Raw genomic sequence first — 25,101 nt, forward strand, 5'->3', positions numbered from 1 at the left:
AAAAAGACGACCAGAAATCCGATCGTCATGTTCTATAATAATTTTCCGCTGTGTAATATCTCCACTCCCAAAATGGCTGCCCATGACACATAACATATCGGTCTAAAAATATCTCAAAATTTAAATCGAGAGGCTTATACTCAAGACCATCCTCAAGTAGATAAAGGTAGTTGGGATCTCCTTCCTTGAGCCTGTCTCTGTCAATCATTAGGTCGCACTCTTCCAGCAAATGTCCAATTGGAATACCGCTAACATCCTCATACAATTCTTCATCTTTTAGTTCTGTGTCGATTTCGTTGAGGTTAAATAAATGCAGACCTCCGCCAATATTCACTCCATCTAAAAGAATATCAAAAATTCTAGCCCCATTATGTAAAGTTAAGAATTTTTGATAATCATCAGGAAGAGTTAATTGATGATGTGATTCGAAAGCGCGTATATCGTTTTGGGAAGCTCCGCTGTCAGAGAATGTGACAAGAGCATCTGTAATTTCACCTTCAGAGCCAAGGCTCCTAATGACTCCATGCACCTCTATTTGTAGAGGAAACAAATTGCTCGGGATTCCGTAATCATCATAAGTTTCTATTAAGTATATCCAAAAATTAAGGTTATTTTTATTTAAAGGTTTAGGGGTAAACTGCAGCAAACCAATAGCTGCATGAAATAGCCTCCTTGCAAATCTCACCCCGACTTTCACGGTGCAGTCTTATCCTCAAATGTTTCCTCTGAAGCACAACTAAATCACTCCAGAAATATAATATCTTTTATTTTTGCTCTAAATCTTTGCTTTTCACTTCCTTTAATATCTCCCTAAGCAACTGTTGAGTTTCTTCGTTTTGTTTGCGATTTATCTTGTTTTCCTTTATCAATACGATCATGTAATATAAAAATAAAATGATAGCAGAAAGGATAAGCAAATTAGGCAGCAGCACACTTAACATTTAATATAAACCTCCTCTTAAAAGATGCCAGTCAAACGATATGAACACTTTTTTTCCATTGAATATCTGAACCCCTTTTTTGCTTGATGTGAACAGTTGCACTTTGCCGCATTTTAAAAACTTGTTTACATAAAACGACTTACTCAAGCGGCGGTTACTGATCACATCAATTTTTAAAATGGAGTTTTTTTATTTCTTCAAATTTTGACAAAAACAGGGCAGGTCTTGTTGAAACCTGCGCTTTCCCGAGAAATAATTGTGCGGTCAAACCAATTATTTATTTTTGTTTGCCTTTTCTGTAGATCAGCCATCCGGCCAGAATGATCAAAAGGCCTGATGCGTCATAGGCAAGGTCGAATAAGAGGCGGTTCGGGCTTAGCGGGTTGACGTGGTGAATCTGAAGAAGATGATGATTGATGATGCCCTCAAGGAAATTAAACCAGCCCGCCCCCAGCAAAGAGGCTCCCCAAAAGATGTGCTGCGGCCGGCTGCTGCTCAGGTCACCTCTGTTCCACAGCAGGATCCCGCCGATAAAAAGGATGACGAGCGAAAACAGATGGAACAGTCCGTCGCTCATAATTTGGTGAGAGCGGTCTGTGTCCATGTACACGCTGTGCCATTGAAGCAATTGGTGAAAAACGATGCCGTCGATCATGGCGATGATACCCACACCGAACAGAAAAGGTCCCCAAAACGCTTTTTTGTTTCTCATATGATTTGTCCTCCTTTTATTTGCTAATCTGTTATGTACCCGCCGGCTTAAAAGATCAAACCGGTTATGTTTACATTCTCTCCCGAAAGCGATTATCCTCTTTTTACCATATAAGTATTTAAAAAGCTGATCCGAAAAGGTGTCTTCATTCCTTTCAGATCAGCTTTTTTATTTATGAAAGGCGGGAAGCCCGCACACGTTTTGTTTCCATTTCGTTAATGGTAAGTGTCTCAGGGTCAATTACGACACCGTAATCTTGCAATGCTGATTCAATGCTGACAAACTCGTTGAAGACGTCGTCCAGCACCTTTTCCGGTTCACGTTCCAGCGGATTTCCCCAGCCTCCGCCGCCTGCACGGTAAAATTGGATGATGCCGCCCGCAGGCATTTTGACTTCAAAAGCGGTTTCCGCGATTTCTCTGGCTTCGTCTGTTCCATACCCGACGATCACCTTGTTGCTTGGTGCATCGCCAGCTCCGCAGAAGCCTTTTGTTGTATTTCGGACCCCTGCCATCATGACGCTTGTGCGGCTTTCCTTTAAGTGCTGGATCTGAACATCCAGCCCGGGGGTTCCTCTCCATCGGCCTGCACCCGTAAAATCGCTCGTATATTCATGCTTTAATACACGGCTCGGGTATTGAACTTCAGTCATTTCAATCGATGGAAGAATAACTCCTGTCATAACGGGAGGATAAAGCCCCCATCCGTCCGTTTCGTATGCAGCCCCCGCACCGCCGGTATAGCCGTAAAAATTCAGGTTCACCCACGGCTTCCCGTCGTCGTATTTTCCGTGAGAATAGGCGAGAGGAAGCTTATGGGCGTTCACTCCGACGCGTTTTGGCGCACATTGGGAAATGGCCTGAAGAACAGCTTCGGCTATTTCTGCTCCTACGCACGCAGTCGCGTGTCCGCACGGTGCCGGCAGCTGCGGGTTCACAACTGTTCCTACAGGCGCAGTTACTGTTACCGGATTCATATATCCTTCATTGATCGGAATATCCTCATCACAGCAAGTCGAAATACCGACAAAAGCAAATGAAGTCGTATTTGAGAGCGGACTGTTGATGAAGCCCTTTACTTGCGGAGAGGAGCCGGTAAAGTCAATGTGAAGATCGCTGCCTTTGACAGTCACCGTTGCGCGAACCTTAATATCGCGGTTGCCTTGAAAGTCGTGGTCAGCAAATGTTTCACCGACATAGGTGCCGTCCGGCCAGCTGGTGATTTCATCGCGAACCCTGTTTTCTGTATATTGAATCCGGTTGTCAATGGCCGTAATCACCTTTTCGGCGCCATACTTATCCAGCATCGTTTGGATTCGGGAGGCAGCGACCTTGCATGCCCCGATCATCGCATTTAAGTCGCCTTCAAGCCAATGGGAAAGCCGGTTGTTTGCAACGATTAAATCGAACACATCCCTGCGCTTTTCTCCCCGCTCATAAATTTTTAATGGCGGAATCCGCAGGCCGTCATGCCAAATGTCTTTTGAGCGCGGATTGTACCCTCCGGCAACCGGACCTCCATTATCGGCCATATGGCTTCGGACAGCAGGGAGCAGGATCGGCTTGCGATTATAAAAAACCGGCATGACGATTGTCCAGTCAAGGCTGTGTGAGCCTCCATGATACGGATCATTCACCAGAAGAATATCTCCGGGGTGAAGATCGTACCGAAAGGCGTCCAATAAATGGTCAACTGCGCCTACTACCGCATAAAGGTGCAGCGTACAGCCCGGGGCTTGCGCGACGAGGCGCGATTTTTTGCCGGAAAGGTCAAAGACGCCCGTCGTAAAATCGTGCGCTTCGTTAAACAATGGGGAACGGGCCGTTCTCGTAACAGTGGCGCTCATTTCCCTGGCAACCGCATCAAGAGAACCGCCGACCACCTGTGATAGAATAAAGTCCTGATTAATCATAGCTGCTCCTCCTTTTGAGAGTACGTAAAGACGAGGAGCTCGCCTTTTTTCACATGTTGGTTTACCGTGCTTTCATAAAAGATTTCGTCATGATCTCCCGTTCTTGACAGAGACCCGTATTCTCCCCTTTCACTAAAAGGCAGAAGAAGGTTGAAATAAATATCGTCCTCCTGGTTAAGCAGAGACACTTTCATTTCCTCCCCACTGTCCGTCCACTCCCGGGAAACCATTTTAAAACCGTGGTAAAGCTCCAATTCCTCTGCAGAGACAAGCATCCGTTGGCCAAATAAAGCAGGCGGCCCGAAGCCATTTGAAGCTGAAGGATACCCGGGCGCCAGAACGATTGATTTCGTTTCAGCTTCCGCGCCAAGCTCCGGATAAAAAACGGCCTGCGGACCTGTCCCGTAAATCGGCGGAAATTCTTCATTCGTCCCTTGTCCGTTTTGAATGGCTTTATATACCGCTTCAGCGATGAAATGGCCGGTAATGCTTGGAGCTAATGCTGTCGCTGCAGGAAATTCCGGATCCAAAATCGTTCCCAGCCTCGTCTTCGTTTGAAAAGGTTGAAGCGTTCCCTCGTTGATCGGTATTTCATCGGCAATCCTCGCCAGGAACGGCCAAACGGCAAACGCCTTCGTTAAAGCGGCAGGCGAATTAACCGGCTTTACGGATTGCGCCGATGATCTGCTCAAATCGATCTCAACCGCATCGTCCTTCTTTGAGATTTGCACATGAATTGTACTCTTGCTTCCTTTGGAAACTTCAAACTCCTGGACAGCGCTCATTTCAGTTTCAGGCAGGTGAGAGACATGATGCTCAACCCTTTTGCGGCTGTATTCAAACATGCCGTCGATCGATTCGGTCACTGTTTTTTGGCCGTAGCTGCCAAGAAACGTTTTCAATTGCTGTTTGGCGCCATGCAAACATGTATACATCGCTTCCAAATCCGCTTTAAAAGAAGCGGGCACCCGGCTGTTTGATAATAAGAAACGAAGAATATCGGTCTGCAGAACACCTTGCTTATAAAGCTTCACCGGTGTAATTCTGATATTTTCCTGCCAAACTTCAAATGCATCGGGATGGAAGCCGCCCGGATACTCGCCGGCCAAATCGATCATCTGAGCGCGGACAGCGGGGAAGAGTACGAGCTCCCCTTCAAGGAATAACGGCGCCGCCATGGTGAGCGACTGTCCTTTCGTTCCGCCGCTGTATGGATCTGCGACGAGCAACACATCTCCATCTGCGATATCAAATGAAAAATAGTCGAACAGATTTTCCACGCTTTCTTTTAAGGCGAACAAATGTTCAGGCTCATATTGATGTTGAACCGCGATTTTCAGCTCATTCGTAAAAATCGCTGTAGCAAATGCCCGGTCTTGCGAAAGCAAAGGAGAACGGGAGATTCGCTGCAAATTATCCCCGACTTCTCTGCCGATCGATTGCAGCTTGCTATAAAGAATTTGAGCTTGGATCATGCATTTCCACCTCTAGTCGCCTGTTGAGAGTGCTTTACTTCAATGACACAGTTGCGGTAAGAATCGATTAGCGCCTCATGTCCCGGATAAACAACAATGGTCGTACCCCATTGCTCAATGATGGCAGGACCGACAATCAAGTTGCCCGGCTCAAGCATTGATCCGTTGAAAATAGGCGTCCTCGTCGGTTCGATGTCAAAATACATCTCGCGTTCACCTGTTTTCGCTTTTGAAGAGTCCTCCTGCTCAAACGGCTCCTCCTTAAGCTTTAACGGCTCTCTGACCCCAACCAGGTCAAGGCGGAGATTTAAAATTTCAATGTCGTGCTCGGGATCTTTATGGGCAAACATTCTTTCATGAAGGTCATGGAAATCTGCCGCCGTTGCTTCAAGATTCAATTCTGTAATTCTCCGCGTCCTCGATTTTACCGGTACGGTGACTTCATGGACTTCCCCGGCGTAGCGCATATCGATAAAGCGGCGGGTTTCATATTGATTGGTGACCGACTGGCCTCCAAGTTTTTCGCGGGCCGTCTGTTCCATCTTTTCAAAATCGGCATTCATCGCTTGCAGATCAACGTTTTTCAGACTTTCAAAGCGTGTCCTGAGCTCCGTTACTTTAAGGTTTGCTGCCACATCGCCGAGCGCACAGAAGACCGGGGCAAGGGACGGAACAATAACGGTTTTAATGCCGAGGTCTTCCGCCTGCTTGCCTGCATGGATGGCTCCGGCGCCGCCGACAGCCATTAGGGCGAAATTCCTTGGATCATGACCCCGTTGTGTCGTCACAAAGTGGACTGCATTTGACATATCGCTATTGACGATTTGTGAGATCGCAAGAGCGGCTTCCACTGTCGAAATTCCGAGCGGTTCGGCAATTCGTGTGCGGATCGCCTTTTCAGCCAGTGAACGGTCAAGCTTCATTTCTCCGCCTAGAAAGTTATCAGGGTTAATATAGCCTAAGAAAACATTCACGTCCGTAACTGTCGGTTCTTCTCCGCTTCTTCCGTAGCAGGCCGGCCCCGGATTGGAGCCTGCGCTTCGCGGGCCGACTTGTAAAGCTCCGCCGCTGTCAATCCAGGCGATACTTCCGCCGCCGGAGCCGATCGTGTGAATATCCATCATCGGCAAGGCAACCCGGTATCTGCTGATCCAGTTCTCAGTCGTGATTGCCGGATTTAACTTTTCGATAACCGAGACATCGTAGCTTGTTCCGCCCATGTCTACGGTAATGACGTTCTCGTAGCCCGATTTTTCTCCGATAAAGGAAGCAGCCGTCACTCCTCCGGCTGGACCTGAGAGAAGGCCTCCTGCGGCAAATTTTCCGCTTTGAATGACATTTTGCACCCCGCCGTTAGATTGCATGACAAACAGTTCTCCGGCAAATCCGGCTTCGCGAAGCCGTTCGTCAAGATGGTTCAAGTAGCTTTGCATGGAAGGGCCGGTAAACGCGTTGACAATGGTCGTGCTCACCCGTTCAAATTCCCGAATCTGCGGCAGCACTTCATATGATAACGATACAAACATGCCGGGAGCTTCCTCATGAATAATCTCTTTAACGCGGATTTCGTGCGAAGGATTCATGAAGCTGAACAGAAAGCAAACAGCAACCGCCTCGATCCCCTCTTGGATAAACCCGCGGACTGCCCGGCGGACGGCTTCTTCATCAAGCACAGTTACGATATTTCCCGTATGATCCAGTCGTTCAGGAATCCCCACACGATACCTTCTTGGGACAATTTGATAAGGGGCTTCCAAGCGCGGAGAAAACACGCTTTCTTTGTACGCGCGGCGGAATTCGATTTCGTCCCGAAAGCCTTCCGTTGTGAGAAGCCCCACCTTTGCTCCGTTATATTCCAGCAAAGCGTTAGTGGCAACTGTTGTTCCATGGACCACCAATGGACTGTTGGCTAACAGATCCTTTAAATCTATTCCGATGATTTCAGCCATTTTTTTAATCCCGTTCATGACACCATCAGACTGATCAGGGGTTGAAGGCGTCTTCGTCGAAACCATTTTCCCTCCCTTGTTGACAGCCACTAAATCTGTAAACGTCCCGCCGACATCAATTCCAAATACCCATTGGTTTTTTTCATTCATCATTGAAAACCTTTCCTCCTTATCCGCTTAAAAACCAGACGATTCCTCTGTCGCTTCTCCGATTTCGTAACGGAGATTTAATTTTGTGAAAATAAATGTAAAAACGATATAAATCAAAAATGCAAGTACAGTAGAGTTAATCGGTCCGATGCCGAACGTTACCTTTGAAGCGGTAAAACCTCCGATGATCACCGAAAGAATCGCCGCAACATTCAGCTTCGAATAAGTTGTTCCAGCCCCGAATCGATATTGTATTTTCTTGATGACAGGTGCTGTGATCCAATGATCGGCGATCATCACTCCTGCGATCGGCGGAACATACAAACCTAAAAATGTTAAGAATGGCACAAACATATTTTGGACACCTAATAATGCAATGATGATGCCGATCACGCCCATGATCGCCACAAGTGCTTTCTTAGGAATGTTCACAACATTGCGAAGCCCCAGAGATCCGGTATACAAATTGTTATCATTCGTCGTCCACTGTGCAAAAACGATGATGAAAAATGCCAAAAATCCAAGCCCGAGCTTGCTCATCGCGGCAGGAATATTCGGTGTTGACCCGATATCCGGAACATTCGCAGCAATGGCCATTGCCGCTCCTGCAACAAGACAGAAAACACCTCCAAGGAAATAACCGACAGACGCACCTATTCCTCCTGAAACCGCTCCTTTTGCATATCTCGTCACATCAGGAAAAACAACCGCACCTAATGCAGCATTTCCAACTACGATTGTAATTCCGGCAAATATCGTCATAGGGTCCCCTGTCGGATGAAACGTCAGCAAGTTATGCCAGCTTCCAGAATAATTGACAGCACTCACGATGCCCCATATAGAAAAGATGACGACTAAAGGTACAGCGATAAAGCTTAAAGCGGCAAGTCCGCGATATCCTATAAAAGCGGTAAGGATCATTAACATACCGCCCCAAACGATGGCGACTTCAGGCTTTGCAAGCCAAACACCCGGAAACATTTCAGAAATGGTCGTGCCGAAAAAAGCAACCTGCCAGCCAAACCAGCCGATTCCCAGCGTCAGCGCCAAGACGATTCCAAAAAGGCCCGATCCGTAGCGTCCAAATGCCTGACGGGCAAGAACAGTTGTCGATATTCCGTATTTTGCACCCATTACACCTTGAAAAAAGCCATAGACCGCAATAATCAGCATACCTAAGACGGCAGCCAAAACGGCATGCGCAAAATTCAATCCCTGGATCAGCGCTCCTCCAGTCACAATCGTCGACAATGAGATAATCCAGGCACAGCTTGTAATCGTAATATTAAAAATCGATTTTCTCTTATTTTCAGGCACTGATGTAACAGCAAAATCATCAGCATTTGTATAGGAAGGTTTTTTACTGTTGTTTTCCATTTTCATGCTCCTTCTTTTCATCATGTAGGTTGTTACACCATATTCGTATCAATCGTTACCCCTCGTTTTAACGTATTGCCGATTGTACATGCCCTTTCAGCAGAGGTGATTAATTTCTTTTTATAGTCGGTCGGAAGATGCTCGGGCAATTTGACGCTAACCGTACATTTTTCAACACGGGACGGGCCATCGGGCGCTTTAGCGGCGGAAACAGAAACTGAAAACTCATCCTCCTGCACCTCTATGCCGTCCCTTTCAAACATCCTTTGCAAAGAAATGGTGATACACATCCCTAATGAAGCTTCCAACAGTTCAATCGGCGAAAGGCCGTCTGAATTCGGAGTGAAAGATCCCTTGGCCTGCATACCGGCTTCATGAAAAATCCCAAACTCTCCATTCGTTTTTTGAATAATAGACAAATTTAATTCCTCCTTTGGCCAATCAGCCCGAAAAATTCAAAATGAACCAATTCTTCAGTCATTTCATCAACCGAAAACTTAGGAACATAATTCAGATCATGCTTTGGCCCAAACAGCCATTTTGATAGTGTGCCCAACACAAGACTTGTTAACATGGTGGCCTGCAGATCAGTATTATGGGAGGAATTTAGCATGCCAAGCTCTGTAGCCCTTTGGATATTCTTTTTAAATGCTTGTTCAACACTGATCAGCGCCTCTTCGATTGCCTCCCTGATTTCCGGATCGGCGCCTTGTCCCTTGACTAATAAAAACGTCATTAAGTGTCGGTTCTCCTGTGCAAACGTAAAAATTCTTTTCATAAGGGCTGTCGTGGATTGGATCATGTCATCTGTAAGAGCAAACGTCTGCCTGTAGCCTTGATGAATGGCTGCAAGAAGGTTTTCTTTCCCCTTGTCTATGATTTCCTTGGCGATTTCTTCTTTGCTTTTGAAGTGCCAGTAAAAAGTTCCCTGTGCAACGCCGGCCTGTTTTACGATGTCTGAAATTTTTGTCGCGTGATATCCTTTCGTAGCAAAAATCTCAAGCGCAATATGTAGCAATTCCTCTCTTGTATCCGTATTTCCCAAGTGTTTCCCTCCTTACCCTGAATCTCGATTGACAAGTCAGTCAGTTTTAGGGCCGTTATTCCTATTGGATTTGTAAGAATAATCTTATACAATGTTCTTTTCCTAGTCAAGTTGCTAACCTTTCCATTTTTCGCGCAATTGCAAAATATGAGCAAAGTAAAACCTCTATTTCATTCTTTCATCCCTCTCACGGCCACTGGATCAAACGGCTTTCGGTTTATTTTTTCAAGAGATTTGCAGTTTCATCGACTAATTCTAATAACGTTTTTTTATGATGTGATGATGAAACTTTTAGACAATCTAATTCCCGCAGCCTGGAATAAATGTCTTTCCGCTCATTTTGGAGTTCGCGTATGGCTTGTATCTCGGCATTGTTCAGTTGTTCCAGTCTTAATCGGAGCGCCTCTCTTTCGTTGAACACGTTCCCACCCCCTAACAAAATATTACTTGTAGTTTATAGGACTTTTTTCAGTTTAACAATTCTTCTTTCTTAAAAATTTGCGTGTTCGATTTGGATGAGCGGAATTTTGCCGGGATTCCAACTTACTTTTTATGGAGAGATTTTACGGCTTTGAACACGAGGAACCGGACTTGAAAAAACCAAAGAGAACTCAGCCGGAGCCCTCTTTGGTTTTTTTATCGCTACAAGATTATTTTCATAAAAGAAAAATGATATAGATACAAAGCTGCAAATTTTGAATTCTTTTCATCAATCAGCACTTGCATCATGAACTCCTTTTCGCCAAAATACAAAGTGTCCCTCAAAAACAGCAAGACTTTCAGCTTTGAAATAATCGTTCCAATTACCGCAAAAAGGAGTTTTTAAAAATATGATCATTTTAATACTAATAGCCGGCATTTTGGCCGGAATGGCCATTCCTGTTCAAACCTCAATTAATTCACGGCTGGGCATGAAGATCGGTTCGCCTTACGGGGCGGCGGCCATATCTTTTTTTGCCGGGACGCTTATCCTGCTCATTGTCGCCTTAGTGACAGAGCGCCATTTTTTGTCTATCATCGGACTTCTCCCTTCCATCCCCTTGTGGATCCTCATTGGAGGCGGATGTTTAGGCGTTTTTTATTTAACTTCAAATATTTTGTTGCTTCCGCGCCTTGGATCAGCACTGACGGTTGTTGTCACTTTGCTTGGGCAGATGGTGATGGCTCTGGCCATCGATCACTTCGGATGGTTTCATATTCCCGTTCATGAATTAAACTTTCCAAGAATCATCGGCATTTTGTTCATCATCTCCGGGGTTTTCATTATCAAAAAATATTAATAGCAAGGGAGTTTATCACCAATGAAAAACAACACTATGAACGTTTTTCTTTACATGATGCTCGGGCTTTTTGCCGGAATGGCATCACCGATTCAAACATCTATTAATTCAGAGCTGAGAAATGCTCTCCAATCACCTTTTATCGCTTCACTTATTTCGTTTTTGGTCGGAATGGTCATTCTTCTCTTTCTTACGTCGATCATTGAACATCGGCGGTTATTTCATTTAAACAATTTACATACAGCAAAAACCTTTATCACGGGCAGCCCTTGGTGGCTCTGGACTGGCGGAATACTTGGCGTCATCTTTATTACATCCAATATTTTACTTTTGCCGATTGTCGGAGCGTCGCTTACTGTTGTTTTGGCTTTAAGCGGCCAAATGATCATTGCCCTCATCATCGATCATTTTGGATGGTTCGGAACCCCCAAACACCGCTTGAATGTGCAGCGCATGCTGGGAATTGTCCTGATGATCACGGGAATTATCATCATTCAGCATTTTTGATGCCAGCCATTTTTGCACCTTCTGCCTGCTGGAATTCAGGCATTCGTTTTACTTGACAGCATTCACTTTAAAATGAATAAAGGGGCGGACACCGCCCTTTATTTACAGCAAGTTAGTTTACATAAAACATTTATAGTAAACCTATTTTAAGCAAATAAAAAAAGCCATTTTATTCAAATGACTTAAGTGAAGTGCTGCAATTGCCGTATGCAAGTAAGAAAGTTTTAAACCACACTCCTCAAAGTGGGTGTCTGCAGAAACGTTCCTGTCGTCCTTTCGAGGAAGGCATGACATTCCGGTTCCGATATAAAACTCCCTATTACAGCTTAAAGGTTAAAACTTAATTATCATTACGTACAATGCAGCGTAATTGAATTATATGATAAAAACATTCAAAATGCAACCTCTTGCCTGAAGAGAATATGACGCTCTATAATAAGTTGAATATTTACAAAATTCTGCAATCTTGTGGCGATCGTACAACCCTTCACGTCCATCTGTTCATAGACTGTCTATTGAGGTGATGTCTTGTGGTAAAAATTTTTATCGATCCCGGCCATGGCGGGACTGATACAGGTGCTTCAGCTAATGGTTTGCAAGAAAAACAGTTAACATTGCAAACCGCCTTGGCTTTAAGAAACATGCTGCTGAATGAATATCAAAATGTTTCAGTCCTGTTGAGCAGGACAAGCGACCAAACCGTCAGTCTGACGCAACGCACGAACGCCGCGAACAGCTGGGGAGCGGACTACTTTCTATCGATTCACATGAATGCCGGGGGCGGGACAGGTTTCGAGGATTACATTTATCCCGGCGTCGGCGCACCTACCACCACCTATCAGGATATCATGCATGAAGAGATTTTAAAAGTTGTCGATTTCAGGGATCGCGGCAAGAAAACGGCCAATTTTCATGTACTAAGAGAAACAGCCATGCCCGCACTCCTTACGGAAAATGGCTTTGTAGACAATACAAGCGACGCCGAGAAACTGAAGTCTTCCGCGTTTATTCAATCCATTGCCAGAGGCCACGCCAACGGACTCGCAAGGGCATTTAACCTTTCCAAAAACGCCGCAGCTCTCTATAAAGTGCAGATCGGCGCTTTCAGGACCAAAGCCAACGCCGATTCGCTTGCCGCTCAAGCGGAAGCGAAAGGGTTTGATGCCCTTGTGATTTACAGGGACAGCCTTTACAAAGTGCAAATTGGCGCTTTTTCTTCAAAAGAAAATGCCGAAGCGCTCGTTCAGCAAGCCAAAAACGCCGGATTTGACGCTTTCATTTACCAGGAATAGGGACAATCATCAAGAAAAGCCCGCGATCTGTCTCGTATAGATCGCAGGCTTTTTTCATGCTTTTGCAGCTTTACTTTGAACCGCCGGCTTTTGCGTTTGATTCGATGCATGGCTGTTCAACACCATTCCGATAATCACAAGAGCCATGCCGCTCCATGAGATGGCACCAGGAAGCGGACTTGAAAGAAGCAAAATTTCACCAGCGGCAGCAAACAGCACTTCAAACGATTGTGTGGCCTCGACAGCCCCTAATTTTCGCATATCCCCTTTTACAAGATCGGTTGCGGCAAAGAACAGCACAGTTGCGCATATTCCGGAAAAGACAGCCACCAAACCTGACTGAATGACTTGTCCCCGGCTGGGCGCACCCGCCGACGCCAGCCCGTACAGCGAGAGGATCAGCCAAAACGGAAGGCTTGCCAGCGTCATCCCCAATACCCGCTGGTAAGCATCAAGGCGCCCGGCGCATGCTTCCATCATTTTCCTGTTCCCAAGCGGATATGCAAATGAAGCCAACATAACCGGCACGACGCACAGCAGCATCTCGTGCAAAGAAAGCTGTGCCGCATGCTCAGCCTGCATCAGCGCCACCCCGATTAAAATGATAAACGACATCGCCAGCCCTTTATAGGGAATTTTGCCCCTCATCTGTACGGGACCTGTTTTTGTTTGGATGGTTTCGTAAAAAAGCGGCGCCAAAAGGGAGCCGGAAATAATCGTGATTTGCCATGTTCCTGCGATCAGCCAGCCCGGCCCGTAAGCCGCCGCAAAACAGAGCGGCGCATAAAAGAGGCCGAAGCCGACGATGCTCCATCTCAGCCAAATGCCCGGTGCTTTTTTGATTTCCTGAAAAAGCTCTTTTACGTTCCCCCTCAGCCAAACAATGACAAATAAAAGAGGCGCCATAAAGATAAATCTTAGCGATGCGCTCCAGATCCAGCTTCCCCCTTCAAGCTCCATCGCCCTGTTTAAAACGAATGTAAAAGCAAAAAAGAAGGCTGCAAAAACGCCCAGTATAATCGGCCTCACAATCCCCTCACTCCTTTTCCTGATGTCCGGCCAATCGGTCTCCGAGACTGAGCCAGTTTTCCTCGGCAAGCCTGATGGCCGCATCCCGATCCCGCTGTCTGCAGGCATCGATGATGTTCTGATGCTGTTCGACAGATTTCAAGCTGCCGATCGAGGAAAACTGAGACATCTCAAGGCGGTAAATTTTTGAAGAAATTCTCTCCAATGCCCGGGTAATTTCCGGGTTTTTTGATGCTTGTAAAAACACCTCATGAAAAGCAGCATCCGATTCGATTGCTTCGATAATGTCTTCTTTTTGAATCGCTTGCTGCAACGTTTTGTTATGCGCCTCCAGTTGATCAAGGTCTGAATCCGTTAAAAAAGGAAACGACAGCTTGACAGCCAGCGCATGCAGTGCTGCAGTGACTGTAAAAGCATGTTCAGCTTCCTCGCGATTTAACGGTGCTACACGTGTTGCTGAACCCGGAACAGTTTCAACAAGTCCTTCATCTTCCAGTCGTTTGAGCGCCTCCCTGACAGGTGTGCGACTGATGCCAAACTGCTCTGCAAGCTCCTGATCATGCAGGCGCTCCCCCGGCTTAAGTTCTAAATGTACGATGGTGCGCTTCAGCGTTTGATACACTTCTTCCCGAAGCGAAATTCGTTTGATTCGTTTAATGTTATTTTTCATCATAAAACCAATATATCGGATTTTGGTTTTATGCACAACTAAAAAGAGGTTAGATTTTATCTAAGCTCTCAGATTGTTGACAAAATCCCAAAACGGCTTATAGTTTTAGGATTTTGTCATCCTTTAACCTCCTTCACTTTAGCGGCGTATTTTCTTTTCGCCTGGCAATCTTTGCAGATGCCGTACAGTTCCAATCGGTGATGTGTCACTTTAAATCCGGTCATCCGTGCCGCAACGTCTTTCACTTTCTCAAGTTGCGGACAATGAAAATCGACGATCTTTCCGCATACTTCGCATATGACATGCTCATGTTCCTCTAGAGCCAGATCAAAGCGAAGCGGTTCGGTAAACCCCATTTCTTTTATAAGGCCCTCTTGTTTAAAATAGCGGATGGTGTTGTATATCGTCGCTGTACTGACGGCAGGATATATCTCCCTCAATGATTGTTGAATTTCAGCTATTGTGGGGTGGTTCCTGTTTGCTAAAAAATAATGGTAGATGGCCAGCCGCTGCGGCGTCATTCGAATGCCTTTCCGTTTAAGCTGTGCCATCGCTTCCTGCTTTACATTCGTTTCGTTTTCCATACCTCTTTCGTCACTGCCCCTTTTTCCCTTGAATCTTCCGATATTCTTTACCCGGCGGCCTTAGAACCGGAGCGCTTTAGGTGTGATGTTCATTTAGTAAACGTTCTCCTTGATCCGATCGAGCGCCTGCCACGGCATCAGGGCACAGTTATGACGGGCACGCAACGGATGGACGCCAATCAGGGAAACGGCATCTCCCAGTAGATCCTCTGCCGGTTCTTCTCCTTTTCTGATCATATTCTCCATCGCTTCCCGCATTAGCCCGGCTTCTTTTAACGTCTTTCCTTTTATCAGTTCAGTCATGATTGATGAGGAAGCCATGCTGATGCTGCACCCATCTCCGATAAAAGCTGCGTCTTCGATCTTTTCATCTTTAATGTCGATAAACAAAGTCATCACATCACCGCACGTTGGATTTTTGTAGTGGACGTAATTCGCGCCGTGATTATCGATTTTTCGAAAATTTCGCCTGTATCTTGCATGATCCATAATGACGGACCGATACAGCTCTTCCAGTTTCGGCATGAAATGATGCTCCTTCCCTGTTGAACAGTTTATTTTGGTTGAAAGAACAAACGGATTCAGTTATACTCCTGTTGTTAAATCGTAATTATTACGATTTAATGATAACCGATCAAGCAGCTCATCGCAAATGAAAAGACACAATGAAGCTGCCTCTTCTAATAAAGAGGCAGCTTGGTCAAACGCAAAGGGGGAAGGATTTATTATGAAGGAGCCAGACCGCATTCAACTCGATTCTTTTCAAATGACAATTTTATCTGACGGAGCATTTCGAGTTTCAAGGGATTTCTTTTTGGCGGGAGGAGACCCTCATGAAGCAGAACATTATCCTGAAGAATTTGAAGTAGCGCTGAACTTTATCTATCTGGAAACGAACGGAAAACGGATGCTCATTGATACGGGATTTGGCGAAACAGGCGGACAAGAAAGCGGATACTTGATTCATCACCTGACACAGGCGGGAATCAAGCCTGATTCCATAGACTATGTCATTTTGTCACACAGTCATTTAGATCATACGGGAGGTCTTCTGAATAACGGGAAACCCGCTTTTCCAAACGCTGTTCATCTGATCAGTGAAGCAGAATGGCTGTACGCAAAACAAACGCCGGCTTCTGAACAGTTTCGCATTCTTTCCGCTGTCCGGCCGCTTCTGAAGCTGCTGATAGAAGATACCGAACTGCTTCCCGGACTGAAGCTGATCCATACGCCCGGACATACACCTGGACACCTGACGATTGAATTACAGACAAAAGACGGGGTCTGTCAGATCACCAATGACGTATTTCATATTCCCGAAAGCATTTCCAATCCAAAGCTGCGGGTTTCGCTTGAACATGACCCTATAGAGGGAGAAAAGACAAGAAGACTGCTGGCCCGGCAGGCTTATAACGGACAGGTCCTGCTCCACGGGTGTCATTTCCCCTACCCTGGTTTCGGGTTAATCGAAAAGCAGGGCTCACTTTTTCAATGGAAACCTGTCCAATATGAAAAGAAAACTCGCTGAATCAGCGAGTTTTCCAATTTAAACTAAGATATCAACGACAAACTGTGACCAAGATTCAAGTCTGTCATAGACGCTTTTTTCTTTCAGATCACTGGCTTTCATCCACCGGCCGGCAATCTGCTCCTTTTCTTTGACTTCAACGTGTGCACCCGGTTTTAACTCAAGCGCTGAAAGGATTCCGATATGTACTTTTCCGACGCTGTTTTCATCATCATTAATCAGTCCAAGCGTCACCATTTTTTCTTTATCTGATTCCTCAATCAGAAGCTCTTCATCAAGTTCACGGTCTGTGTTTAACTTCAGAATATCGGAAAAGTCAAGCCCTTCGGCAAAGTTCATGTGGCCGCCGAAGCCGAGTGACAGCTTGTTGTGAAGCCGCGCTTCCCCTCCGCCTTCGAGCCGCTCGTATACAAATATTTCGTCTTCTCTTTTGATGACAACATAAGGGATCGGCTGTTTAAACGCAGGATCTTCTTCGGCGTCTCCCCTTCTCATTTCACTGAAGTGCTGTTCAATATGCGCCATGATCTTCCCGACCTTCTCACCGTCGCTGTTGACGCCTTGGAAGGTCAGCGTTTCATTTGCAAATACGTTTTCCCGCGGGACCACGAGAATGATTTCATCCATTTTTCCCATTGTATCCGTTTCCTCCTCAAAGTGAAAAGAGCAGATTCGTTCTGCTCTCATTTTGCCGTGTATCTATAACTGAAAGGCGGGGCTTGGGCGCGGATGCGCCCTTTTAGCCCGGCCGGCTTACTTATCGTCAAAGTAAAAATCGTCGTCTCTTAACGGTTCAACTGTTGCTTTTTTGTAGCCGTTCCCTTTCATTGAGAAGAAGTCGTGTGACTTCGTTTTCGTATTCAACCCGTTCAACACGATCGGATTGATCTCTTCTTCTTCAAAATAAGCTTCAAAGCCAAGGTTCATCAGCGCTTTGTTGGCATTATAGCGGATGAACTTCTTCACGTCGTGTGAAAGGCCGACCTGGTCGTACAGATCTTCTGTATATTCAAGCTCATTTTCATAAAGCTCTTTCAATAGATCAATGGCAAACGCGTACAGCTCTTCTTTTTTCTCAGGTGTCTGCTGATTGTAAATCTCCTGAGCGAGCAGGCCGACATAGACGCCGTGAATCGCTTCGTCCCGCAAGATCAGGTTGATGATTTCGCCGCTTTGCATCAGCTTGCCCTGTCCGTAAAAATAAAGCGGGTAGTAGAAGCCGCTGTAGAACAGGAAGCTTTCTAAATAAACGGATGCGACCATCGCTTTAAACAGCGAGATTTTATCGCCCTGGCGGATTTTCTCATAGAGTCCGACAATGACCTGAGCTTTTTTCTGCAAATATTTGTTTTGTTTAACCCATTCAAAGACTTCGTTGATCGTCTCTGTCGGGGCAAGCGTCATGAAAATGTTTGAATAGGACTTGGCGTGGACCGCGTTTTCCATCATCGCCATGAAGTTCAGCACCGCTTTGCGCTGATGCCCTTCCACATGCTCAGCGACAAGGGGCATTCCCGTGTTCCCCTGCTCTGTATCGAGAAGCGTCAGCCCCGCGAGCACCTTCATATAAGTGTCCTGTTCATTTTTACCCAAGTACTTCCATGTCAGAAGATCTCCATTAAGCGCAATCTCTTCCGGAAGCCAAAATTGCTTCACATTTTGGTTGTAAAACATTTGGGTAAAATCATCTTCATGCTTTGACCAGTTTGCTGCATCATAAATTTTCGTCACTTTCGCATACTCTCCTTTAATCAAACGACACAAGAAAGGCAGCCTTCTTGCCCTGTATCCTTCGTTCTTGCATAGTAAAGTGTTTTGATTCCTTTATGGTGGGCATAAAGATCGATCCGGTTCAGATCGCGTGTCGTCATTGTATCTTTCAGGAACAATGTAAAGCTTATGCCTTGGTCAACGTGCTGCTGAATCGTCGAGATCATGTCGACAACTCTGAACATGTCCATATCATACGCTTCTTTATAGTAGAACCAGTTGCTTGGCGCAAGTCCAGGCATCGGATAGTACGTCTTGGAGTTGCCGTAGGTTCTTTCTTCAATCCGCTCCATGATCGGCATGACTGATGCCGTGCTTGACTGTACATATGAAATGGACCCGGTCGGTGCGATGCACAGTCTGTAGCTGTGGTACAATCCGTGTTCTTTGACAAACTGTTTCAGCTGCTCCCAGTCTTCTTTTGTCGGAATGTGCATGCCTTCAAAAAGCTTGGCCACTTTTTCGAATTTAGGCGAGAAATCTTGTGTCACATACTTTTCGAAGTATTCACCCGTTGCGTAAGCCGAACCTTCGTAGTTATGGTACGTCTCACCTTTTTCTTTGGCGATCTCGGCAGACCGTTCAATCGAGTAAAAGTTCATCATCATAAAGAAAGTGTTCGCGAAGTCCCTCGCTTCCTCACTTTCGTAGGCGATATTGTTCTGTGCCAGGAATCCGTGCAGGTTCATCGCTCCAAGGCCGATGGATTTCATCGCTTTGTTCGCTTTTTTGACCGCCGGTGCGTTCGTAATGTTTGTCGTTTCAGAAACGTGCGTCAGCGAGTCGGTTGCAAGCTTAACCGTCTGCTCAAGCGATTTGTTTTTCATGACGTTCAAAATGTTCAATGAACCAAGGTTGCAGGAGATGTCAAGGCCGATCTCATCTTCTTGACCGTAGTCTGTGTATGAAGAAACTTGTGAAGCCTGAAGAACCTCCGAGCAAAGGTTGGAAAATTTAACCTTGGAAATATGATTGTTCGCATGCGCGTTGTTGACATTGTCTTGGAACATAATGTACGGATACCCGGATTCCGATCTTAACATCGCAAGCTTTTCGAGCATCTTGCGCGGGTGGATTTTTTCTTTTTTGACGCGCGGATCTTCCACAAGCCGGTCGTACATCTCGTTCATGTCCATTTCATCGAGGTGCTCGCCGTACGCTTTATAAACGGTGTGCGGATAGAATACGTATGCCGCTTTATCCTCTCTTGCAAGCTCGATGAATTTATCTGGAATGACAACCCCGATGGACAATGTTTTCACCCGGACATCCTCATCAGCCGAAATCTTCTTCGTATCGAGGAAATCGTTGATGTCGCGGTGGAAAATGTTTAAGTACGCAGCGCCTGAGCCTTGTCTTTGTCCCATCTGATCAGCGTAGCGGAATGCGTTGTCAAGAAGCTTCATCACGCCGACGACGCCTTTTGTCGCGTTTTCGACGTCTTTGATCGCTTCGCCTTTCGCACGCAGTTTTGAAAGGTTTAACGATACGCCTCCGCCGAGCTTTGACAGCTGCATTGAAATATCAATCGCTCTCGAGATGTCGTTCAAGGAATCATTGACTTCCAGGAGGAAGCAGCTGACCAGCTCTCCGCGGCGTTTGCGGCCGGCATTTAAGAATGTCGGCGTGCTCGGCTGATACTCCTGGTTGATCATCATTCTGACGAATTCCTTCGCCTTCTCCTTATCCCCGTTTGCAAAAAATAAAGCTACGATAGAAATTCTGTCTTCATAGCGTTCAAGAATTTTTTTCTTGTCGTTTGTCTTCAGCGCATAGTCATTGTAAAACTTAAAAGCGCTCATAAAGGACGGGAATCTGAATTTTTTAGCGTAAGCCTCTTTGAACACTTCCTTGATTTCTTCGAACGTGTAGCGGCTTAAAAACTCTTCTTCATAGTAGTCATTCTTGATTAAGTAATCGATTTTCTCTTTCAGATCATGGAAAAATACCGTATTTTGGTTGATATAGTCTACAAAATAACTATGTACAGCTTCTTTATCTTTATCAAACTGGAATTTCCCGTCTTTTTGGATCATGATCTCATTGTTTAACTGGATCCATTTTGGCACTTGATTTTGTGACAACTCTTTCTACCTCCTGAGTAAACAGTTCAACGTCTTTGGCCGTCCCGCTGAGTTCAAATTTGCCGAGAATCGGAACCTGATACTGCTTCGAGATTTTTTCTGCGCTTTTCGCAAAATTGTCTCCCCACACTCTGTTTCCGCTTGCCGCAACTCCCAAAAGAAGATGGGCGTTTTTCTCAAGAAACATCTCAGTCGTTTTCGGAACTTCCCCAAACCCTGTCGTGTACGTGATCAAAACAAACGGTTCGTCTAGATACTCCTCTGTGCTGACTTTCCGTTTATTGCGAAAAGGCGTCTTATCCACAAAGCGCTGAACGTTTCCCGTTTTTGAATCAAATACGATCTGAATCATCATTATCACGACCTAGTAAAATTGTTTCCGAGTCTTTCAACTCGAACCTTACACAATATATAGTATACTATCATTCAAGAAAACACAATATATTGTGCTCAGGTTGATGAAAGTTCACAATTTGCTTCAGCTTAGGAGGCCTAAGGCCAAAGAAATATGAGTAGAATGAGAGCCGTTCGCTCATCCTACTCACAAACCGAAATCTATCATAACACGAAAAAAATTGAGTTAGTAGACTAGACTTTTTCGCTTATTTTTTGTAAGTGTCACAGCACTTGTTCTCGCATACCTCTTTAATATCGGCTTCGATGCCGAGTTCCTTAAGAACCGACTGAACAGCCGTCATGATCGACGCTTCCCTGACAAGTTCTTTTCCGTTGACGAGAATACTTGTGCCGTATTCATAGCAGGAATCATCTTCACACGTCTCTTCCCAATGGTTGATGACGATCTTAGGTTTCATTGTTCGCTCATTCCTTTTCATTTTCAAACTGAATTGATGTAAACACTACTTAGTTTAGCGATTAGATGCCGCTTTGTAAATTTGAATGCCTCGGTCTTTCACAGAACGTGATGACGGCGGCGTTTTAGACAGGATGTCCGGCAATTGGCCGCCGTTCCTTTTATTCCCTGACTCCTGCTCGGCAGGATCGGCAACGGCCGCGGTTGATTGTAAAGTCGCTTCGAAAACGACAAAATCCCAAAACAGTAAACTGTTTCAGGATTTTGTCAGGCAATCTGAAAAAACCATGCCAGGCATGGTCTTTTAGCCGTAAATCGCTATTCGAGTTCGAGTTGAACGTTTTTTTGCGGTGCAAACGTGGAAATGGCGTGTTTGTATATAAGCTGCTGCTTTCCTTCCGATTCAATCAACACTGTAAAGTTGTCAAATCCTTTTACTTGTCCGCGCAGCTGAAATCCATTCAGTAAAAAGACCGTGACAAATGTGCTTTCTTTCCGAATCTGATTCAAAAACTGATCTTGAATATTTATCGATTTCATGTTTCTGGTCCTCCTTGTTTCTCTATACCATACTGTTTCGATTAAAGTTCGAGCTTTCCTGCTATGTAAGTGAAAATTTCCTGTTTTTTCTGTTCGATATTGACAGGGGGCGTCATGTCATACCAGGCGACATCCATTTGATTTCTGAACCATGTCAGCTGTCTTTTGGCATAGCGTCTCGAATTCCGTTTCAACGTCTCAACCGCCTCTTCCAAGGACGCTCTGCCTTCAAGGTGCGCATAAAGCTCTTTGTACCCGATGGCCTGAACAGACTGGCAATTTCTTATGTTTTCATCATAAAGCTGTTTCACTTCATTCAGCAGCCCCTCATCCATCATCTGGTCTACGCGGCTGTTGATCCTGTCATACAGCACTTCCCGCTCCATCGTCAAACCGATGAGAGCCGTGGTGTATAAAAGCTCTTTCCGCTGTCCTTCCATATGTTCGGACATCGTTTTTCCTGTCGTATGGAAAATTTCAAGCGCCCTGATGACCCTGCGTTTATTGTTTGGATGAATGGCTTTAGCCGCTCCCGGATCGCGCTCTTTCAAAAGACAGTGAACATATTCGGCTCCCCTCTTGTCAGAGAGCGCCTCCATCTCCGCCCGGAACTCAGGGTCGCCCGCTTCCTCTGTGAATGAATAGTCATAAAGGACAGACTGGATATAGAGCCCGGTTCCCCCGACAATCATCGGAAGCTTCCCTCGCCTGCCAATCTCTGCGATTTTTTGTCTGACGATCTCTTGATATTCAGCAACCGAGAAAGATTCCGTCGGTTCTTTAATATCGATCAAGTGATGCGGAACCCCGTTCATTTCTTCTTCTTTGATTTTTGCTGTGCCGATATCCATTCTTTTGTAAATCTGCATCGAATCTCCGCTGATAATTTCCGCATTCAAATGCTCGGCCAGCATCACGCTTAATTTTGTTTTACCGACAGCGGTCGGTCCGATCAAAACGATGACCGGCGGTTTCGTTTTATTCACTGCTGATCACTCTCTTTAAACAAGCTCCTCCCATTATACCATTTCACGTTCAAAAACACCCATTTCATTTTACCCGTTTTCATTGTTTTCCAAACATTCCCTCACCACCCTATCGGCTCATTCCCCACGATTTCTCTTGTGGAACCCTTAAAAGTATGCCGGTGCCTCTCCTTTATACCATCGCTTACATACACGACTCCGCCAAATCTGATCGGGGGAGCCGAAGAATATGCCAGATAGGTCGTGCCCCCGATTTCATGATAGTGCGTGCCGTCCGCCCGCGGGATCGCGGGCCCCGTAATCCCGTAATACCTGTGGTAATGTCCCTTTTCGAAAGAAGTGATGCCGGAATAAAAATGAACGTGCCCATCTGTATTGCTCCCGTTTGCCGGCTGGGAAAAGCCTTCAATTAGGTGGTAATGGCCATTGGCAGTCGATGTTCTCGCCCTGTAGGCGTGGGCATGGGGAGGCGCTTTTGACCAATCCGACTGATACAGCGTCATGTTTCATTCACTCCTTTTTAAGGGCGGCTTCACTCAAAAATACGACGGGCGCCCAAGCAAAAACGGCTGGGCAGAATACAGTGATGTTAGTCAGGTTTCATTTTATTATTGGAGGGATTTTTTTATGAATCATTTCGAGCATTCTCATGTATATGGCGACGACAACCAGCGCATCATCGGCAGACCTTTCTTTGGCGGACCTTTTGGGCGCCCGTTTTTCGGCCCGCGTCCGTTTTTCGGTCCGGGCCCCTTCTTCGGAGGTTTTTTGGGCGGACTTACTGCCGGAGCGCTTCTCGGCCCTTGGGGATATCCGTATCGGCCGTATCCTTACTATCCTTTTTTCTGACAGATAAAGGCTCTTCCAGGGGCCTTTTTACATAACTTTTTTCTTGACTTAGAACTTTTGCATCAATTAAGATGGATTTTACCAACCGGTTAGTAATGCGGGTTTTTTTTATGTCTAAAAAAGAAGAAATCTTTGAAGCGGCCTCATGACGATTGCGGAATAAACCTTTAACACTTTAAAATCGTTTATGGGCTGCGTTTTTTGATATTCGAATGAAAACTGACTTTGTACAAGCGCCCTTGCTGCGGCAGCATTTCTTAAACCGCAGCGTGAGTTGTGTGAAAAGAGCGCTGGCAAATGGTCAAAGTCTTTTGTTTCAATTGGAACTGCTGGCTGACGAAGAGAAAGCTCTCCTTTTGAATCATGGAATAACATCGATAGAGGAGGATTTCGTATGATTGCAGGCTACATTTTTCTACTGATCGCCATCTTGTCAGAAGCGGCGGCAGCCGCCATGCTGAAAATATCTGACGGGTTCGCGCGCTGGCGGCCGTCGGTTCTCGTAGTGATCGGCTACGGTCTCGCATTTTACATGATGTCGCTCACATTGCAGGTCATCCCTCTAAGCCTCTCCTATGCGACTTGGAGCGGAGCGGGCACCGTTCTGACTGCAATCATCGGCGTCTTGTGGTTTCAAGAAAAGCTGAACCGGCGAAATATCGCCGGCATTATTTGTCTCGTGTCAGGCGTTGTCCTGATCAATCTGTCATAAGGAGGAGAATGTCATGAAAGGCATGATCTTTTTGGCGGCTGCCATTTTGTCCGAAGTATTCGGAAGCACGATGCTGAAGCTGTCAGAAGGCTTTAGCGCCCCCCTGCCCGCTGCCGGTGTCATGATCGGTTTTGCGGCTTCTTTTACGTTTCTGAGCTTTTCATTAAAAACACTGCCTTTATCTGCGGCTTATGCGACTTGGGCCGGCACCGGGACGGCTTTGACAGCTGCGATCGGGTATTTTATATTTCAGGAGCCATTCAATCTCAAAACTCTTATTGGGCTTGTATTGATCATCTGCGGCGTCTTTTTGCTCAATTCAAAGCATGCTGACGCCGCAGATCAAAAGGCTCAGCTCACGATCGAAATCTAATCCGCTTTGGAGACGACAATCTTCGGCTCTAATTCAATGGCGACATTGCCCTGAACCGCCCTTGATATCATACAGGATGTCTCCGCCTTTTCAGCCAGTCTTTCGGCAAGTTGGACTTCTTTTTCCGCCGCTTCTTTCGGAAGGCGGATCAGAGGTCTGTGAATGATTTTTTCGTACGTAAACACCCCGCCTGTCACATCGACAACAGCCTCGGATTCCATCGTCAGGCTCTCTTTTTCCAATCCGCTTCTTTCCATCATGGCTGCAAGCGTGATGATATAGCAAGTCGCAGCGGCACCGAGCAGCATTTCGTCAGGGTTTGTCCCTGCCCCCGGACCGTCCATTTCCTTTGGAATTGAAATTTCTGTTTTTAAATTCCCGCTTTCAATCCTTCCGATGTCGTTACGTTTTCCAGGCCAGTCTGCCTGAAGGTAAAAATGATGTTTAGCCATAAAAAATACCTCCTTTTTTTATCCTGCTTTAAAGTCTACCGGTATTTGACCTTTCTGTCTGTTGATTTGC

Annotated in this window: 29 protein-coding genes, 1 other RNA gene and 1 pseudogene; 7 read left to right on the forward strand and 24 right to left on the reverse strand. The window is 45.8% G+C overall.

The window, feature by feature from the left end; all coding sequences use genetic code 11:
- Nucleotides 1–25: 25 nt before the first annotated feature.
- The 10 genes and pseudogenes from ACVC9U_RS09595 to ACVC9U_RS09640 form a co-directional block, all read right to left on the reverse strand.
- On the reverse strand, nt 26–562 hold the full coding sequence (locus ACVC9U_RS09595) for an SMI1/KNR4 family protein (RefSeq protein WP_081379942.1): 537 nt from the start codon (nt 560–562) through the stop codon (nt 26–28).
- A 202-nt stretch (nt 563–764) separates the two neighbouring features.
- Nucleotides 765–941, reverse strand: coding sequence for a hypothetical protein (locus tag ACVC9U_RS09600; protein WP_167564593.1), 177 nt, complete (start codon nt 939–941; stop codon nt 765–767).
- 277 nt (nt 942–1,218) lie between these two features.
- On the reverse strand, nt 1,219–1,653 hold the full coding sequence (locus tag ACVC9U_RS09605) for a DUF2243 domain-containing protein (protein ID WP_075754472.1): 435 nt from the start codon (nt 1,651–1,653) through the stop codon (nt 1,219–1,221).
- Between the two features lie 172 nt (nt 1,654–1,825).
- The gene (locus ACVC9U_RS09610; protein ID WP_075754470.1) at nt 1,826–3,565 is read right to left on the reverse strand and encodes a hydantoinase B/oxoprolinase family protein; all 1,740 of its coding nucleotides are present in this window, start codon (nt 3,563–3,565) and stop codon (nt 1,826–1,828) included.
- Nucleotides 3,562–5,040, reverse strand: coding sequence for a hydantoinase B/oxoprolinase family protein (locus ACVC9U_RS09615; RefSeq protein ID WP_075754468.1), 1,479 nt, complete (start codon nt 5,038–5,040; stop codon nt 3,562–3,564). The genes ACVC9U_RS09610 and ACVC9U_RS09615 overlap by 4 nt, the downstream gene beginning before the upstream one ends.
- Nucleotides 5,037–7,142, reverse strand: a complete 2,106-nt coding sequence (locus ACVC9U_RS09620) for a hydantoinase/oxoprolinase family protein (protein WP_075754466.1) — start codon at nt 7,140–7,142, stop codon at nt 5,037–5,039. Before ACVC9U_RS09620 ends, ACVC9U_RS09615 begins: the two co-directional genes overlap by 4 nt.
- Nucleotides 7,143–7,166: 24 nt before the next feature.
- Complete coding sequence (locus tag ACVC9U_RS09625; RefSeq protein ID WP_075754464.1) at nt 7,167–8,516, reverse strand: cytosine permease; 1,350 nt, start codon at nt 8,514–8,516, stop codon at nt 7,167–7,169.
- 32 nt (nt 8,517–8,548) lie between these two features.
- Nucleotides 8,549–8,935 carry an OsmC family protein gene (locus tag ACVC9U_RS09630; RefSeq protein WP_020451518.1) on the reverse strand — a complete coding sequence of 129 codons (387 nt, stop codon included), beginning with the start codon at nt 8,933–8,935 and terminating at the stop codon, nt 8,549–8,551.
- A gap of 2 nt (nt 8,936–8,937) precedes the next feature.
- Nucleotides 8,938–9,561 (reverse strand): TetR/AcrR family transcriptional regulator, encoded by a 624-nt coding sequence (locus tag ACVC9U_RS09635; protein ID WP_075754462.1) that lies wholly within the window; start codon nt 9,559–9,561, stop codon nt 8,938–8,940.
- Nucleotides 9,562–9,859: 298 nt separating this feature from the next.
- Nucleotides 9,860–9,982, reverse strand: a pseudogene (locus ACVC9U_RS09640) (hypothetical protein); the annotation flags it as partial.
- A gap of 409 nt (nt 9,983–10,391) precedes the next feature.
- Here ACVC9U_RS09640 and ACVC9U_RS09645 point away from each other — a divergent pair.
- Nucleotides 10,392–10,841, forward strand: a complete 450-nt coding sequence (locus ACVC9U_RS09645; RefSeq protein ID WP_075754458.1) for a DMT family transporter — start codon at nt 10,392–10,394, stop codon at nt 10,839–10,841.
- Nucleotides 10,842–10,862: 21 nt separating this feature from the next.
- Entirely contained in the window at nt 10,863–11,348 is a 486-nt protein-coding gene (locus ACVC9U_RS09650) for a DMT family transporter (RefSeq protein ID WP_020451514.1), read from the forward strand.
- Nucleotides 11,349–11,535: 187 nt separating this feature from the next.
- Here the strand turns inward: ACVC9U_RS09650 and ssrS are convergent.
- Nucleotides 11,536–11,719, reverse strand: a non-coding RNA gene (gene ssrS, locus ACVC9U_RS09655) — 6S RNA.
- 159 nt (nt 11,720–11,878) lie between these two features.
- On the opposite strand from ssrS, the gene ACVC9U_RS09660 reads away from it, so the two are divergent.
- Nucleotides 11,879–12,640, forward strand: a complete 762-nt coding sequence (locus ACVC9U_RS09660; RefSeq protein ID WP_075754456.1) for an N-acetylmuramoyl-L-alanine amidase — start codon at nt 11,879–11,881, stop codon at nt 12,638–12,640.
- 54 nt (nt 12,641–12,694) lie between these two features.
- On the opposite strand, the gene ACVC9U_RS09665 is transcribed toward ACVC9U_RS09660, so the two are convergent.
- From ACVC9U_RS09665 to sufU, 4 genes are all read right to left on the reverse strand, one after another.
- Nucleotides 12,695–13,669 (reverse strand): DMT family transporter, encoded by a 975-nt coding sequence (locus ACVC9U_RS09665; protein WP_075754454.1) that lies wholly within the window; start codon nt 13,667–13,669, stop codon nt 12,695–12,697.
- A gap of 7 nt (nt 13,670–13,676) precedes the next feature.
- The gene (locus tag ACVC9U_RS09670; protein WP_075754710.1) at nt 13,677–14,342 is read right to left on the reverse strand and encodes a GntR family transcriptional regulator; all 666 of its coding nucleotides are present in this window, start codon (nt 14,340–14,342) and stop codon (nt 13,677–13,679) included.
- 113 nt (nt 14,343–14,455) lie between these two features.
- Nucleotides 14,456–14,923 (reverse strand): Fur family transcriptional regulator, encoded by a 468-nt coding sequence (locus tag ACVC9U_RS09675; RefSeq protein WP_075754452.1) that lies wholly within the window; start codon nt 14,921–14,923, stop codon nt 14,456–14,458.
- A 93-nt stretch (nt 14,924–15,016) separates the two neighbouring features.
- Nucleotides 15,017–15,448 carry a Fe-S cluster assembly sulfur transfer protein SufU gene (sufU, locus tag ACVC9U_RS09680; RefSeq protein ID WP_075754450.1) on the reverse strand — a complete coding sequence of 144 codons (432 nt, stop codon included), beginning with the start codon at nt 15,446–15,448 and terminating at the stop codon, nt 15,017–15,019.
- Between the two features lie 127 nt (nt 15,449–15,575).
- Here sufU and ACVC9U_RS09685 point away from each other — a divergent pair, with 127 nt between their 5' ends.
- Entirely contained in the window at nt 15,576–16,451 is an 876-nt protein-coding gene (locus ACVC9U_RS09685; RefSeq protein WP_237562717.1) for an MBL fold metallo-hydrolase, read from the forward strand.
- Nucleotides 16,452–16,469: 18 nt separating this feature from the next.
- Here the strand turns inward: ACVC9U_RS09685 and ACVC9U_RS09690 are convergent, their stop codons facing one another.
- The 8 genes from ACVC9U_RS09690 to ACVC9U_RS09725 all read right to left on the reverse strand — a co-directional run bounded on the left by ACVC9U_RS09690 (nt 16,470) and on the right by ACVC9U_RS09725 (nt 23,148).
- Nucleotides 16,470–17,087, reverse strand: coding sequence for a hypothetical protein (locus tag ACVC9U_RS09690; RefSeq protein ID WP_075754446.1), 618 nt, complete (start codon nt 17,085–17,087; stop codon nt 16,470–16,472).
- 117 nt (nt 17,088–17,204) lie between these two features.
- The gene (gene nrdF / locus ACVC9U_RS09695) at nt 17,205–18,182 is read right to left on the reverse strand and encodes a class 1b ribonucleoside-diphosphate reductase subunit beta (protein ID WP_075754708.1); all 978 of its coding nucleotides are present in this window, start codon (nt 18,180–18,182) and stop codon (nt 17,205–17,207) included.
- A gap of 20 nt (nt 18,183–18,202) precedes the next feature.
- Nucleotides 18,203–20,305, reverse strand: a complete 2,103-nt coding sequence (gene nrdE / locus ACVC9U_RS09700; protein ID WP_020451504.1) for a class 1b ribonucleoside-diphosphate reductase subunit alpha — start codon at nt 20,303–20,305, stop codon at nt 18,203–18,205.
- Nucleotides 20,262–20,657: a class Ib ribonucleoside-diphosphate reductase assembly flavoprotein NrdI gene (gene nrdI / locus ACVC9U_RS09705; protein ID WP_011197997.1), complete on the reverse strand. Its 396-nt coding sequence runs from the start codon at nt 20,655–20,657 to the stop codon at nt 20,262–20,264. Before nrdI ends, nrdE begins: the two co-directional genes overlap by 44 nt.
- A gap of 250 nt (nt 20,658–20,907) precedes the next feature.
- Nucleotides 20,908–21,120 carry a hypothetical protein gene (locus tag ACVC9U_RS09710; protein WP_020451502.1) on the reverse strand — a complete coding sequence of 71 codons (213 nt, stop codon included), beginning with the start codon at nt 21,118–21,120 and terminating at the stop codon, nt 20,908–20,910.
- Nucleotides 21,121–21,437: 317 nt separating this feature from the next.
- Complete coding sequence (gene hfq / locus ACVC9U_RS09715) at nt 21,438–21,659, reverse strand: RNA chaperone Hfq (RefSeq protein WP_020451500.1); 222 nt, start codon at nt 21,657–21,659, stop codon at nt 21,438–21,440.
- A gap of 41 nt (nt 21,660–21,700) precedes the next feature.
- Nucleotides 21,701–22,645 (reverse strand): tRNA (adenosine(37)-N6)-dimethylallyltransferase MiaA, encoded by a 945-nt coding sequence (gene miaA, locus ACVC9U_RS09720; RefSeq protein WP_020451499.1) that lies wholly within the window; start codon nt 22,643–22,645, stop codon nt 21,701–21,703.
- A gap of 101 nt (nt 22,646–22,746) precedes the next feature.
- The gene (locus ACVC9U_RS09725) at nt 22,747–23,148 is read right to left on the reverse strand and encodes a YmaF family protein (RefSeq protein WP_075754444.1); all 402 of its coding nucleotides are present in this window, start codon (nt 23,146–23,148) and stop codon (nt 22,747–22,749) included.
- 124 nt (nt 23,149–23,272) lie between these two features.
- Here ACVC9U_RS09725 and ACVC9U_RS09730 point away from each other — a divergent pair, with 124 nt between their 5' ends.
- The 3 genes from ACVC9U_RS09730 to erbB all read left to right on the forward strand — a co-directional run bounded on the left by ACVC9U_RS09730 (nt 23,273) and on the right by erbB (nt 24,579).
- Nucleotides 23,273–23,494, forward strand: coding sequence for a hypothetical protein (locus tag ACVC9U_RS09730; RefSeq protein ID WP_075754707.1), 222 nt, complete (start codon nt 23,273–23,275; stop codon nt 23,492–23,494).
- A gap of 373 nt (nt 23,495–23,867) precedes the next feature.
- Nucleotides 23,868–24,206 carry an SMR family multidrug efflux transporter EbrA gene (erbA, locus tag ACVC9U_RS09735; RefSeq protein WP_075754440.1) on the forward strand — a complete coding sequence of 113 codons (339 nt, stop codon included), beginning with the start codon at nt 23,868–23,870 and terminating at the stop codon, nt 24,204–24,206.
- A 13-nt stretch (nt 24,207–24,219) separates the two neighbouring features.
- Nucleotides 24,220–24,579 (forward strand): SMR family multidrug efflux transporter EbrB, encoded by a 360-nt coding sequence (erbB, locus tag ACVC9U_RS09740; RefSeq protein WP_023857656.1) that lies wholly within the window; start codon nt 24,220–24,222, stop codon nt 24,577–24,579.
- Here erbB and ACVC9U_RS09745 read toward each other — a convergent pair.
- On the reverse strand, nt 24,576–25,031 hold the full coding sequence (locus ACVC9U_RS09745) for an OsmC family protein (protein WP_075754438.1): 456 nt from the start codon (nt 25,029–25,031) through the stop codon (nt 24,576–24,578). The genes erbB and ACVC9U_RS09745 overlap by 4 nt on opposite strands.
- Between the last annotated feature and the right edge of the window lie 70 nt (nt 25,032–25,101).

Source organism: Bacillus sp. GM2 (assembly GCF_056155945.1).